General features: G+C 71.3%; 10 protein-coding genes. 2 read left to right on the top strand and 8 right to left on the bottom strand.

What is annotated here, in order from left to right; all coding sequences use genetic code 11:
- Nucleotides 1-11: 11 nt before the first annotated feature.
- Nucleotides 12-1,547 (top strand): PucR family transcriptional regulator, encoded by a 1,536-nt coding sequence (locus tag LPW41_RS13290; RefSeq protein WP_230705090.1) that lies wholly within the window; start codon nt 12-14, stop codon nt 1,545-1,547.
- Nucleotides 1,548-1,745: 198 nt separating this feature from the next.
- Here LPW41_RS13290 and LPW41_RS13285 read toward each other — a convergent pair whose 3' ends face one another.
- The 5 genes from LPW41_RS13285 to LPW41_RS13265 are packed head-to-tail and all read right to left on the bottom strand — an operon-like array spanning nt 1,746 to nt 7,937.
- The gene (locus LPW41_RS13285) at nt 1,746-2,873 is read right to left on the bottom strand and encodes a LacI family DNA-binding transcriptional regulator (RefSeq protein WP_230705089.1); all 1,128 of its coding nucleotides are present in this window, start codon (nt 2,871-2,873) and stop codon (nt 1,746-1,748) included.
- An 8-nt stretch (nt 2,874-2,881) separates the two neighbouring features.
- Nucleotides 2,882-4,759 (bottom strand): glycoside hydrolase family 3 protein, encoded by a 1,878-nt coding sequence (locus LPW41_RS13280; protein WP_230705088.1) that lies wholly within the window; start codon nt 4,757-4,759, stop codon nt 2,882-2,884.
- A gap of 49 nt (nt 4,760-4,808) precedes the next feature.
- The gene (locus tag LPW41_RS13275) at nt 4,809-5,708 is read right to left on the bottom strand and encodes a carbohydrate ABC transporter permease (RefSeq protein WP_186325492.1); all 900 of its coding nucleotides are present in this window, start codon (nt 5,706-5,708) and stop codon (nt 4,809-4,811) included.
- 14 nt (nt 5,709-5,722) lie between these two features.
- Nucleotides 5,723-6,670 (bottom strand): carbohydrate ABC transporter permease, encoded by a 948-nt coding sequence (locus LPW41_RS13270; RefSeq protein WP_230705087.1) that lies wholly within the window; start codon nt 6,668-6,670, stop codon nt 5,723-5,725.
- 4 nt (nt 6,671-6,674) lie between these two features.
- Nucleotides 6,675-7,937, bottom strand: coding sequence for an extracellular solute-binding protein (locus LPW41_RS13265; RefSeq protein WP_230705086.1), 1,263 nt, complete (start codon nt 7,935-7,937; stop codon nt 6,675-6,677).
- A 626-nt stretch (nt 7,938-8,563) separates the two neighbouring features.
- Here LPW41_RS13265 and LPW41_RS13260 point away from each other — a divergent pair.
- Nucleotides 8,564-9,385, top strand: a complete 822-nt coding sequence (locus LPW41_RS13260; protein WP_144832726.1) for a type IV toxin-antitoxin system AbiEi family antitoxin domain-containing protein — start codon at nt 8,564-8,566, stop codon at nt 9,383-9,385.
- 274 nt (nt 9,386-9,659) lie between these two features.
- On the opposite strand, the gene LPW41_RS13255 is transcribed toward LPW41_RS13260, so the two are convergent.
- From LPW41_RS13255 to LPW41_RS13245, 3 genes are all read right to left on the bottom strand, one after another.
- Entirely contained in the window at nt 9,660-10,265 is a 606-nt protein-coding gene (locus tag LPW41_RS13255) for a TetR/AcrR family transcriptional regulator (RefSeq protein WP_154097353.1), read from the bottom strand.
- Nucleotides 10,266-10,335: 70 nt separating this feature from the next.
- Nucleotides 10,336-12,006, bottom strand: coding sequence for a glucoamylase family protein (locus tag LPW41_RS13250; RefSeq protein WP_230705085.1), 1,671 nt, complete (start codon nt 12,004-12,006; stop codon nt 10,336-10,338).
- Between the two features lie 252 nt (nt 12,007-12,258).
- Nucleotides 12,259-13,737, bottom strand: a complete 1,479-nt coding sequence (locus LPW41_RS13245; RefSeq protein ID WP_230705084.1) for an XRE family transcriptional regulator — start codon at nt 13,735-13,737, stop codon at nt 12,259-12,261.
- Nucleotides 13,738-13,746: the final 9 nt, after the last annotated feature.

Here is a 13,746-nt window from a genome sequence, read left to right as displayed (position 1 = left end):
CAGGAGAATCCATGGCCGACAGCGCCGTCGCCCCGCCGAGCCTGCGCGCCCTGCTCGCCCGCACCGACCTGCACCTGCGCCTGGTCGTCGACGAAGCCGAGCTGCCCGCCGGCAGCATCGACCGGGCCGTGCGGTGGGTGCACTCCAGCGACCTCGCCGATCCGACGCCGTTCCTCAGCGAGGGGCTCGTGCTGCTGACCACGGGCACGCAGTTCGCCGACGCCGCCCCGACCGACTACGACTCCTACGTCGGACGCCTGCTGGCGCGCGGGGTGCGCGGACTGGGCTTCGGCACTGAGGTCGTGCGCGAGGGCATTCCGGCGGGACTGTCGGCGGCGTGCCTGGCCGGCGGGATGCCGCTGTTCGAGGTGCCCTACCGCACCCCCTTCATCGCGGTGGCCCGCGCCGGCGCCGAGGCCATCGCCGCGGAGTCGTACGCGCGGCGCAGCTGGTCGCTGTCGGCCCAGCGCGCCGTCTCGCTCGCGGCCCTCCGCCCCGACGGCCTGTCGGCGACCCTCGCCGAACTGTCGCGGCAGCTGGACTGCTGGGTCGGCCTGTTCGACGCGGCCGGCACGCTCAGCACCGAGCACCCTCCGGCGCGACTCTCCTCCCCCGTCCTCGACGCCGTCGGAGCCGAGGTCACCACGATGCTCCGCCGGGGAACGCGCGCCGCGTCGACCGTGCGCCCGGACGACACCTCGGTGAGCCTGCAGACCCTCGGCCGCGGCGGGCACCTGCGCGGAGTGCTCGCGCTCGCGGCCGACGACCTCGACCACGAGGCGCGCAGCGTCGTGACCGCCGTTGTCGCGATGGCCGCCCTCGCCCTCGAGCAGCAGGACGGCCTCGGCCGGGCCATCGGCACCTTCCGGGCCGGGCTCGTGCAGTCGCTCGCGACCGACGATCCCGCGCTGGCCCGGCGCGCGGGCCGCGACCTGTTCGGCCCGCTGCCGACCGCGCCGGTCGTGGTGGCGCTGACGCCCGCGGCATCCGCCCGCTCCACCGCCCTCGCCGAGTGGCTCGAGCTGCGCGCACAGGAGCGCCGCGGCGAAGTGTTCTTCGGCCGCGGCGACGACGGCCTCGTCATCGTCGTACCCGCCGGCGCGCGCGACACGCTGGCCGAGGTCGCCGAGCGGTTCGAGATCGTCGTCGGGTGCTCGGCACCCACCGGCTACGACGCGTTCTCGGCCGCCCTGACCCAGGCGCGCACCGCGCGCGACCGGCTGGCCACGCCCGGCGTCGCCGACTTCGCCGACACCGCGCGGGCGGGTCTTCTCGCCGCCCTCGGCTCCGAGGCCGCGCGCACCGTCGCCGCCGGCGCACTGGTTCCGCTGCGGACCTACGACGAGGCGCAGGGCTCGGCGCTGCTCGAGACCCTGGATGCCTGGCTCGCCCACGACTGCTCGCACGAGGCGACCGCTCAGGCCCTCGGCATCCACCGTCACACCGTGCGCGCCCGCGTCGCCCAGGCCGAGCGCGTGCTCGACCGCGACCTGTCGTCGTTCGGCGCGCGCGCCGAGCTGTGGGCGGCACTGCGGCTGGCGAAATAGGCCGGGCCGCGGGCGCCGTCGTGCGGACGGGACGCCCGACACGCGCTGCCGCGAGCGCCGTCGCGCGGACGGGACACCCGACACGCGCTGCCGCGGGCGCCGTCGTGCGGACGGGACGTTCGACACGCCGGATGCCGGTGCCCCTGGCCCCGCGCGTCGCCCGCCGGATCCGCACGACGGCGCGGCCCCCGCGCCCGCTCAGCACCCGCAGCTGCGGCGCACCACGACCCTGGCCTCGAAGACGACGTCGAACGCGCCACGGGACGGAGCGGCACCCGCGGTTCCGGCGAGGATGCGGGCCGCCGCGCGCCCCATCGCCTCCATCGGCTGACGCACGGTGGTCAGGGCCGGAGTCGTCAGGCGCGAGCCGAGGGTGCCGTCGAAGCCGGTGACCACCACGTCGTCGGGCACGCGCAAGCCCTCGGCCTCGAGGGCGTCGAGCAAGGCGAACGCGTGCTGATCCGACGCGCAGACGAAGGCCTGCGGCATCCGCCCCGCCGCGATCAGCGCGCGCACCTGCGGCACGAGGTCGTCGGCGCCCCGGACGGTGGCATCCACGACGCCCGGGCGAGACCGGATGCCGCGATCCTGCAGTTCCGCGAGCATCGCGTCGTGACGCTCGACCACGTCGGCCGCCTCCGGCCGCCCCACGAACGCGAGATCGGTCGCGGCATGCTCGTCGATGAGATGCGACACGAGGGCGCGCATGCCGCCGGCATTGTCGACGCGCACACGGTGATGCGCGTCATCGGCGGGAGCCGTGCTGAACAGCACGATGGGGATCGACGGCGAGTGCCGGGCGAGCGTCGGAGCGGTCTGCGGCGACGGGAAGATGGCGAGCCCGTCGACGCGCCCCACGGTGTCGGCGACCGACACGTCGGTGTCGGACCCGCTGCTGAGCATCACGGGCCGCCCAAGCGCCCAGCACTCGAGCTCGAAGCCGCGCTGCACCTCGTCGACGTACAGGGGGAAGGCTCGAGGGTCGCTCAGCACCTCGTCGTCGGTGTCGTCCCAGCCGATGGGCGACCCGGTGTCGAGCCGCGGCGACTTCAAGCCGCTGAGCGGCCGTGCGAGCGGATCAGGGCGCTCCAGCAACAGGTCGAACGCGTGCAGGCCGAGAGTCCCCGTGCGACCGCGCGCGAGGCCGCGGGCGGCCGCACTGGGGGCGTACCCGAGACGTCGCGCGGCATCGAGCACGCGTTCGCGCGTCGCGTCGCTGAGCTTGTCGGGTCGGCGGAACGCGAACGACACCGACGCGATCGAGACGTTCGCCTCTTGCGCGACGTCGTACACGGTCGGTCGACGCGTCGCCTGTCCCTCCGCCATCGGCCGCTTTACCCCCTCTGCCCCGCAGTCACCAGCGCGTCCGTGAGCTCCAGCCCATGGTGCACGGGGAAGACGGGATCGCCGGTGTCCGACGGTACATCCTCGCGGGAGGAACGCACGGCATCCATCGATCGGGGGATCTCGATAGGCAGGCGACCGCGCGGCAGCACGCGCCCGGTCAGCGCATCGAGCACGGCGCGCGCCGAGCTGCCGTAGTCGGCCACGATCGCCGCCGCGTGGCCCACGAACGGGGTGAGGATCGCCGGGCGGTCGAGGTTCACGACGATGACCAGCGGGCAGGATGCCGCGATCTGATTCAGGCGGTAGACCAGGCCGGGCGCGAACTCGAGCGAGCCCTGGTGGAACCACGCCTCGAGGAACAGGTCGTCGCGCGGGTCGAACGGCGCCCCGATGCGCACGATCGCCAGATCGGCCTGCAACGGGTCGGCGACGACCTCGCCCAGTTCCGCCACGTCGTCGGCCCGGAACCCCTCGGCGTACACGGCACCGACCGAGCGCAGCGGAAGAACGGGGCGGCCGTCGCGCTCCTCGTTGACGAGCACCGTCAGCGAGCGCGCCTGCGCCTCCTCGCCGAGAGCGCGGAACTCCGGGTTGCCGACGATGCGCTCGGCGGCATCGACGTCGACGTAGGGGTCGTCGAAGAGGCCGAGCTCGAACTTCACGCGCAGCAGGCGGCGCACCGATTCGTCGATGCGCTGCTCGGACACCCGGCCCGCGCGGACGAGCTCGAGGAGCATCTCGACGCACTCCTCCCCTCCGAACTGGTCGGAGCCGGCATCGAGGATCTTCTCCATACGCTCGACGGCGGTGAGGTGCTCGACACCCCAGGCGCGGGCAGGCAGCACCTGATCGCCCACGTGGTTGTCGTTGACGAGCTCCCAGTCGGTGACGACGACACCGTCGTAGCCGAGCTGCTCGCGCAGCAGGCCCGTCACGATCTGCCGGTTGTAGCCGAAGCCGACCTCCTCGATCGCTTCGCCGTCGACCTCGAGGCCGATCGGCATGCCGTAGTACGGCATCATCGCGGCGGTGCCGCGGCGGATCGCCTCGCGGAACGGCTCGAGGTGGTAGTCGAACATCCCGCCCGGGTACACCTGCTCGCGGCCGTAGGGGAAGTGCGCGTCCTCACCATCCTGCTGCGGCCCTCCGCCGGGGAAGTGCTTGGTCGTGCAGGCGACGCTGTCGGGCCCCAGCTTCTCGCCCTGGAACCCCCGCAGGTACGCCGCGGTGAACTCCGTCACGCGCGCGGCATCCTGCCCCAGGGTCTGCGCCTGCCGCCCCCACCGGGGCTCGGTGGCCAGATCGATCTGCGGGTGCAAGGCTGCCCGGATCCCCACGGCGACGTACTCCCGGCGCGCCACCTCGGCGAACCGGCGCACCGTCTCGACGTCGTCGAGGGCGGCGAGTCCCAGCCCCTCCGGCCACTGCGAGAAGGGACCCGCCGAGAACGCGACACCCGTGTTCTCGACGAAGGCGTGCCGCGGGTCGGTGCTGATGGTGACCGGGATGCCGTGCGGCGTCGACTCGGCCAGCGCCTGCAGGTTGTTGTTCCAGGTCGCCGCCTGACGGGCCGTGCGGATCGCGTGCACGTTGAAGTGGTTCATGTTCTTGTGCACGACCACCGTGGTCGTGGGCGACTTCGAGATCTTGCCCGGCGCCTCGAGCACCTCGCCGTCGTCGCCGACCTCGATGACGGTCTGGAACATCAGACCGACCTTCTCTTCGAGGCTCAGACGCCCCACGAGATCTTCGGTGCGTTCGTCGGCGCTCCGGCGCGGGTCTTCATAGGGGTCCATCACGCCGTTGCCGTTCAGGTCGCGGAAACGCGTCCCGTCGGGGGCGGTGGAGAAGCGGGGGGAGGTCATGGGGTCCTTTCGAGGGCTCGGGTCTCGTGCGGGGCGCGTGGCCTTCGCGTCACTTGAGACCGGTCGAGGCGATGCCCTGGATGAAGTAGCGCTGCAGGAAGACGAACAGCAGGATGATGGGCGCGATCACCAGCACCGACCCCGCCAGCAGCAGGCCGTAGTCCGTCGCGTTCTGGCCCGTCGAATACAACGACAGCGCCACGGGCAGGGTGTACTTCGCCTCGGTCTGGGCCGCCACCAACGGCCAGAGGAAGTTGTTCCACGAAGCGAGGAAGGTCAGGATGCCGAGGGTCGCCAGCGGCGGGCCGCAGAGGGGCATCACGATGCGGGCGAAGATGCGCAGCTCCCCCGCCCCGTCGATGCGCGCGGCCTCGAGCAGCGGGTCGGGGATGCCGAGCATGAATTGCCGCATGAGGAAGACACCCAGCGGCGTCGTCACGAACGGCAGGATCAGCGCCGCGTAGCTGTCGACGAGACCGAGCGACGACACCATCACGAACAGCGGCACGAAGGTGACCACGCCCGGCACCATCAGCGTCACCATCACGACGATGAACAGCGCCTTCTTGCCCGGGAAGTCCATTTTCGCGAGCGCGTAGCCGACCATCGAGCAGAAGACGAGATTGCCCGCCACCGTCAGCACCGCGACGAGGAAGCTGTTGCCGAAGAACTGCCCGAAGTTCAGTTGCCCGAACCAGGCGGCGAAGTTCTCCCAGGTGAACTGCTGGGGCCACCAGGTCGGCGGGCGCTGCAGGATCTCGCGCTGGGTCTTCACCGAGCCCAGCAGCATCCACGCGAACGGCAGCACCCAGACGAGCAGGCCGACCACCAAGACGACGGAGGTGAGCAGACGACCGGGGGTCATCCGGTCGGCCGGACGACGTCGACGACGGGGCGCCTCGGTCGTCTCGACGACGGCGGCCGGAGCCGCGGGAGTGGTGAGGGTCATGACGGCTCCTGACGTCAGTCCTGCGAGCGCAGCAGGCGGAACTGCACGAGGCTGAGCAGCGCGATGGCCAGGAACAGCAGGTAGCTGGCCGCGGAGGCCGTGCCGTACTGCCCGAAGCCGAACTGCTTGAACGTGTAATAGGCCACCGAGAGGGTGGAATTGAGCGGACCGCCCTGGGTCATCACGAAGGCCTCCTCGAAGAACTGCAGGAAGCCGACCGAGATGAGCACCGCGCCCAGCAGCAGCGTGGGACGCAGCAGCGGGAGGGTGACCGAGGTCAGTCGCCGCCACGACGAGGCGCCGTCCATCAGGGCGGCCTCCTTGACGTCGGTGGGGATCGCCTGGAGCCCGGCGAGGAAGATCACCATCAGCGTGCCGACGTTTCGCCACACCGCCATCGCGATGAGCGACGGCAAGGCCGTCGAGGTGTCGTTGAGCCAATCGGGCCCCTGGATGCCGATGATCGCCAGAGCTGAATTGAGAAGCCCCTCGGGCTGCAGGATGTAGCGCCAGACGACGGCCACGGCCACGATGCTCGTCACGACGGGGGCGTAGAAGCCCACGCGGAGCACCGAGACGATCCGGCCCTTGCTGGCGTTCAGGGCGAGCGCAAGAGCCAGGGCGAGCGCCATCGTCACCGGGATGCCGACGATCACGAACGTCGCCGTCACCCCGAGGGAGGTGAGGAAGACGGGGTCGGAGAGGACGCCGGCGTACTGCTCGAGCCCGACGAAGTTCACCGCGAAGGGCGAACGGATGTCCCGCGAACGGAAGTCGGTGAACGACATGGCGAAGGACCCGACGATCGGCACCACCATGAACACCGCGAAGACCGCGACGAACGGCAGGGCGAAGCCCCACGCGACCCATCCCTGGCGCCGGCGGCGGTTCGACACCCCGCCGGCGCGGGCGCGACCGGGGGCCGGAGCCCGCCCGGTCGCACCCACGACTGCCTGCGTCATGATCTCAGCCCAGACCCAGCTGGTCGGCGGTGGCCTGGAGTTCCTTCACACCATCGGCCGGGGACTGCTGACCGAGACGGATCTTCTCGAGCATGGCGTCACCGGCGGCGGCCACCTGCACCCAGGTCGTCGTCGCGGGCACCGACTTGGCCGTCTCGAGCTGCGTGCCGAAGGCGGCGAGGGTCGACGACGACGCCAGCGCATCGTCCTTCCACGCGTCCTGCACGGCGGGCAGGTCTCCGGTCGCGGCGTACCACGACGCCTGCGTTTCGGGCTCGGTCAGCCACTGCACGAGCTTCCACGCAGTGGCCGCATTGTCGGAATCGTCGAAGACCGCGAGGTTCGCGCCGCCGCTGAACGAGGTCGACGACTCCTTCGTGGGCAGGACCGCGGTGGTGAACTTGTCGCTGAAGCCCTCGCCGCCCAGTTCTTCGAGCTGTCCGATCAGGAACGGTCCGTCGATGAGCATCGGGGTCGAGCCCGCCACGAAGTCCGCCTCCTGCGCGCCGGCCGAGCGATCGGCGGCGGGGTTCGCGACGCCGTCGGTGTAGAACGACTGGTAGTACTCGTAGGCCTCGACGGCCTCCGGGGTGTCCAAGGTCCACTCCGACCCGTTCTCGAGCGCGACGCCGTTCGACCACGGCATCCAGAGATTGCCCTGGAAAGAGTCGTTGCCCGCCGGGAGCCGCATGCCGTATTGCGCGCCGCCCTTCGACTGCATGTCGGCGGCCATCTGCTTCAGCTCGTCCCACGTGGTGGGGGCCTGGTTCCAGCCGGCCTGGGCGGCGATGTCGGTGCGGTAGTACAACACGCGGGTGTCGACGTACCAGGGAACACCGGTCGCGCGGTCGTCGATCATGGTCGAGTCGAGCGCACCGGGGAAGATGCCGTCGGTCGACAGGTCGGTCGGAACGGTCTGGAGCGCGTCGCCGAAGTCGGCCATCCACGTCGAGCCGACCATCGCGAGGTCGGGGGTGTTGCCGCCCGCGATCGCCGTCTGGAACTTGCTGTACGCGGCATCCCACGGCACGGGAGTGACGTCGACGGTCACACCGGGGTTGGCTTCTTCGAACTGCTTCACGAACTCGGGCAGGGCCTCGCCCTCAGCACCCATCGCCCACATCGTGAGCGTGCCCTCGGCCTTTGCGTCGCCGATCGTCGAGGCCTCAGCGGCACCGGAACCGGTGTCAGAGGCGCGTCCGCAGCCCGTCAAGGCGATCGCGGCGACCGCGACGACGGCCACGGCGCTCCATCGGGTGATCTTCATCGTGTTCCTCCTCGAACCTGGGCGACCGTCGTCGGTCGCCTTCTGCACGTCGTGGTCAGTTTATGCGCATAACCTGGATAACCGCAAGGCGCGAGTCCCGCGGCTGTGGACGCCCGGCTGTGCGTGCGGAGGTCACTCCGGGCGTGCCGTCCTGCGGATGCGAGCCTCGACGCGCCGCGGGTGCGCGGAACCCTCCGCGCGTGCCGTCCTGCGGATGCGAGCCTCGACGCGCCGTGCGCCCGCCCCTCCCGCCCGGCGTGTCTCTCGCGGCATCCGCAGGACGGCGAGGCGCCCGCGGCGCCCGGACAATCCGGCCCGCGTCAGCCGGTGGGCCCGACCGCGGCATCCGTCGGGCCCGACCGCGGCATCGCCCGCCGGCGACTCGCACGTCGCGGGCGCGCCGTCCTGCGGACGAGAACCCCGACACGCCGGATCGCGCGATCCTCGGACGGCGTGTCTCCGCCGCGGTCCGCACGACGGCATCCCCTGACCACATCCCCTGACCACATCGACACCGGACGGGCCGCGTAGGTGCGGCTGATCCACAGGACAAGATCCTCGGAGTTCGTCCACAGACAGCGGCATCCACCCCGCGCGCTCTCGCCGCCTCGCGACACAGTGGCCGCATGTGTTCCGCTGGCAGCCGCATCCGTCGGCGTCTCGACCTCTACCGCGATGGATGGTCGCGCGCCCGAGTGGACCGCGCGGTGGCGTCCGGAACTCTGGTGCGCCTCCGGCGTGGGATCTACGCGGATGCCGACATCTGCACGCCCCGTCGGACCGCGGCGCAGCACGGAGGGGCACTCGCCTGCGTGACAGCGGCGCGGCACCTCGGTCTCTGGGTGCTCACCCCCTCCGGCGACCAGCACGTCGGACTGACCCACGACGGTCACGGACTCGCCCACGCGGCGTGCGCGTGCGTCGAGCACTGGGATCAGGACCGAACCGACCGGTTCGCGACACCCGGCGTCATCCGCATCCTGCGCCAGATCCTGCTGTGCCGCGGTGTCGAGGAGTTCTTCGTCGCCGTCGAATCCGCGTTGCACCTGCGAGCGATTGCGGCAACCGATATCCCCCGGCTCGCCTCAGGCCTGTCGGCTGACGCGCGGCGTGCACTGCAGTTCGCCCGTGACGACGCGGAGAGCGGACTCGAGTCGCTTCTGCGTTGGCGGCTCCGCCATCTGAACCTCGACGTGCGCACACAGGTGTCGGTCTACTCGGTGGGCAGAGTCGATCTCCTCGTCGGAGACGCCCTCATCATCGAGGTGGACGGGGTCGAGAATCACGGCGGAGCCGACCACCGCCACAAGGATCTGCGTCGCGACGCTCGAGCCGCCGCGTGGGGATTCGTCACCCTCCGTTTCGACTACGCCCTCGTGGTTCACGACTGGCCGACCGTCGAGGCCGCCATCCTCGGCCTCCTGACGAGAGGCCTCCACCGGCGCTGAGGCCTCCGCCCCACCCGGGTTTCGCTGTCATTCCTTCCGCCGTCCTGCGGACCACACCCCCGACACGCCGTCCGGCCACCCCACCCACACGGCGTGTCACGTCTCGGATCCGCACGACGGCGAACCACCCCCGGCACACCCACACCCGCCGTCCTGCGGACCACACCCCCGACACGCCGTCCGGCCACCCCACCCGCACGGCGTGTCACGTCTCCAATCCGCACGACGGCGGACCGAATCGGGCGGATGCCGCGAGCGCGGCGGCCCGAGGGCGTCAGCCGCGCGGCTCGAGGTAGCCCCGCACGAACTCGGAGAACAGGGCCGACATGTCGACCGATTCGTCGAGGAGCCACTGCTGCTGCAGGCCGTCCATGACCGCGCTCAACAGGCGCGCCGCGCGCTCGGGATCGACGTCGGCGCGCACCTCGCCCGCTGCCTGGCCGGCGCGCAGCAGGTCGGCCGCGGTCTCGGCGCTGCGGCGGTAGCGCTCGGCGAACGCCGCGTGCGAGGGGTGCCCCGGGTCGCTCGCCTCGGCGACCACCAGCGTGTACAGCGAGGTCAGGCCGCGGGTCGTGGCGTTGTGGGCGACGACCTTGCGCATCTGCTCGACGAGCGTGTGCTCGCGGGGGTCTCCGGCCGCTGCTCGCACGCGCTCGTCGCGCTGCCGCAACACCTCGGCGAACAGTTCCTCCTTCGACGAGAAGTGGTGCATCACGCCGGCCGGGGTCAGCCCGACCCGCGTCGCGACCTCGCGCAGCGACCCCGCCGTCACACCCGACCGCCCGAAGACGACGACCGCCTCGTCGACGATCCGCTGCCGGGTCTGCTGACCCTTGGAGTAGCTCCCGCGGCGAGCGCGCGGTGCGGTGGCGTCGGTCATCGGCATCCTCTCCCCCGGGCGCGACGATGCCCGGCACCCCACGGGAACCGGGCATCGAGCGATCGAGACGTCAGCGGCGCGAAGTGCCCCACGACGATCCGAAGACCTGCTGTTCGATGGCGGGCCGGAGGTTCTGCTCCATCCTGTCATCGACCATGTAGTCCTTCAGGCTGTCGCCGGTGAGGGCATTTCCGATCGCGGCCATGATCATCGACTGGTCGAGCGACAGGTAGCGTTCGGCGATCGTTCCACTGCCGACCGCGACGGCGTCGTAGAAGCCACCGGGCCCATAGGCGCCCATCTTCTCGAGGCCGCGCAGGTTCTTCAGCACGCCCTGGCGGTCGTAGGGCAGCGCCAGGAACGACGCGTGCGGGGTGACGACGCCATCGCCGAAGGTCGGATCGGGGTTGGTGCCCTCGCTGCAGCCGGGGCGATCGACGTCGACGTCGGTCTTCTCGGCATCCGAGGTGTATCCGTCGGAGCGCATGCCGGCGATGTCGACGCCGTACTCGGCGTACCCTCCGAACGGGTTGCTCGCCGGCGAGAAGCCCCACGAGCCGTAGCCGGCCTCATCGAGACCGTGACGCTTCTGGATCTCGACCGTGATCGGGTGGTTGACCGCCCACGACGTCGGACCCCATTCGGTCTCGGGAATGAGCAGGTCGGGCATGAGGGCCTCGAACATGCTGCCGCCCCAGCTCGGCACGAACGACATGCCGTCGTACGAGTAGACGCCCTCGTAGACGTCGACGCCGTCGTAGGTGCGCGTCTCGCCGGTGGGCAGTTGCTCCTGCCAGGCCCAGTCGCAGCCCGCGGGCATCGTGCGGTGCGTGCCGTAGAGACCGGATGCCGGGATCGAGCCCTCGGAGATGCCGAGGTAGGTCGCGATGCGGCTCTCGCTGACGGTCGTGTCGTAGTGGTGGCAGGTGTAGAACGCCTGCTCGCCGCTGCCGTTGTACATGGGGGCCTCGACGGCGCAGCCGTCTCCGGGAGGGGCCTCCCAGAAGCCGCCGCGGTTGGTGCCCGCGGGGAGGTTCGCGGCCCCGGCGGAGTCGAAGAAGGCCGAGAAGTCCATCGAGCGGTACAGCGCATCGGCGCGGTCGGCGAGGGTGGGCTCGGCCTCGCGCACGATGCGCAGCGCCGCTGCCAACCATCCGTTGTCGACGGTACTGAGGAACGGGTGGATGACCTCGCCCGAGGTCGGGAAGATCTCGAGCTTCGCGCCGGTGTCGGGCGCGTACCAGTTGTAGTACATGCCACTGCCGTCGTTGCGGTCCATGGTCTCGAGCGTCGACACGGTGGCGGTCAGTCGCTCGCGCGCCTCGTCGGCGTCGATGATCCCGAGGTCGCGCGCGGTGACGGTCGACCAGAGGTAGCCGCCGATGTTGGTCGGCGAGGTGTATCCGGATGCCGTGGCGGCCTCGAGCGCTCCGCCGATGTTGTCGTCGGGCAGGCCGGTGTTCGCGTGGGCCATCGCCGCCATCGACTCCCAGGTGTCCGCGGCGTAGCGCTGGAGGTCGCGGGCTTCGGGACCGGCGTGCGGAGGCGGCCCCGCGTGCGCCGGCGGCCCCGCGTGCGGCGGGGGTCCCGCGTGCGGCGGGGGTCCCGCGTGCGGAGGCGGCCCCGCGTGCGGGGGCGGACCGGGCTGTCCGGGCGGGGCGGCGAAGGCGGGGGATGCCGCGGCGAGACCGCCCACGACGAGTCCGACGATCGCGGTGGATGCCGCGAGGGTGTGCTTCATGACTGGCTCTCCTCATCGAAAGCGCTCCGGGGGGACGGAGCTCACGTGGGAGATACCTTACACGTGTCAGGTTTTCGATCAACCCCCGCCCGCCGTCCCGCGGATGCGGGAGCCGACACGCCGAGTTCGCGGCATCCGGAATCGGCAGGTCACACCCGACATCCGCACGACGGCGCTGGTCGGCGCCCGCACGACGGCGCCGAGTCCGCACTCCGGCGCCGGACCCGGCCTCCGCACGACGGCCCCGTCCCCTCACCCGCGCGGGGCGTGCGCCTCGAGGAACTCGTACATCTCGGTCGTGTCCACGCCGGGGAACGCCCCGGTCGGCAGGGTCGCCAGCAGGGTGCGGGGCGTGCGCACGTTGGGCCAGGCCTGCCCGCGCCATGCGTTCTCCAACGAGGCCGGAGCACGGCGGCAGCACGTCTCGACGGCGTGCCGCGACACCCCGCGGTTGGGGGTGTCGCGTCCCCGGAACCACTTCGTGTCGTCGAAGCGCACGCCCACGCTCACCGAGTGCGCGCCCTCGCTGGACTGCTCCACGCGGGCGGTGCACCAGTAGGTTCCGTTGCCGGTGTCGGTGTACTGGTAGTACGGGTTGAAGCGGTCGTCCTCGTCGAAGACCACGCGGCTCGTCCAGCGCCGGCAGCACATCTGTCCCTCGATCGACCCGAGGCGGTCGGTGGGGAAGTTCACGTCGTCGTTCTCGTAGGCCTTTGTGATGGTGCCCGACTCGTGCACCTTCAAGAAGTGCACCGGGATGCCGAGGTGCACGGTCGCCAGATTGGTGAAGCGGTGCGCGGCCGTCTCGTACGACACCGAGTAGGCGTCGCGCAGGTCTTCGATGCTGATCGTGCGCCGCTCCTTCGCCTCACGGAGGGCGGGCACGACGTGCGCCTCGGGCATGAGCAGGGCCCCGGTGAGGTAGTTCGTCTCGACGCGCTGGCGCAGGAACTCGTCGTAGCTCGTCGGCTCGCCGTGGCCGAGCATGCGGCTCGACAGCGCCTGCAGCACCGCCGCGCGGGGGTCGCCCTTCGCGACCTTCGTCGACAGGTACAGCCGGCCGTTCTTCACGTCGGCGATGCTCCGGGTCGACGAGGGCAGGTCGGGCACGTAGTGCAGCGTGAAGCCGAGGTGCGCGGCGATGTCGCTCGCCCCGCGCTGGGTGAGGGGACCGCCGGGGTGCTCGATCGCGGTGAGGATCCCGGATGCCGTGCGCTCGAGGTCGGGGAAGTGGTTGTCCTGCGTGCGCATGAGCCGGCGCAGCGCCACGTTGGCCCGCCGCGCCTCTTCGGGTGTCGCGGAGCGCTCCTCGCGGAGGCGCTCGATCTCGCCCTGCAGCGCGAGCATCGCCGAGAGCACCTCGTCGGGCACCGACCGGCCGACGCGGAACGGCTCGATGCCGAGCGCCTGGAAGGTCTGCCCGCGCATCGCGCGCTCGACCGAGATCTCGAGCGCGGCGCGCGCGTCGAGGGGCTCGGCGTCGAGGATCTGCTCGAGCTTGCACTCCAGCGCCCGCGCGATCGCCTGCAGCAGGGTGAGCTTCGGCTCGCGCCGGCCGTTCTCGATCATCGACATCTGGCTCGGGGCACGGCCGACCGCCGCGGCCAGCTCGTCGAGCGTGAGGCCGCGCGCGGTGCGCAGCTGACGGATGCGTCGGCCGATGGTGAGGGTGTCCACCTCGTCATCGTCGAACGGGAGGGATGCCGAAGAAGCAGAGACGCCGGTGTCCATACGTCATGT

It is taken from the genome of Microbacterium sp. JC 701, from assembly GCF_021026215.1.
Lineage (GTDB): Bacteria > Actinomycetota > Actinomycetes > Actinomycetales > Microbacteriaceae > Microbacterium > Microbacterium algihabitans.
The sequence above is the reverse complement of the archived record's forward strand: the minus strand, read 5'-3'. Positions and strand labels throughout refer to the sequence as shown.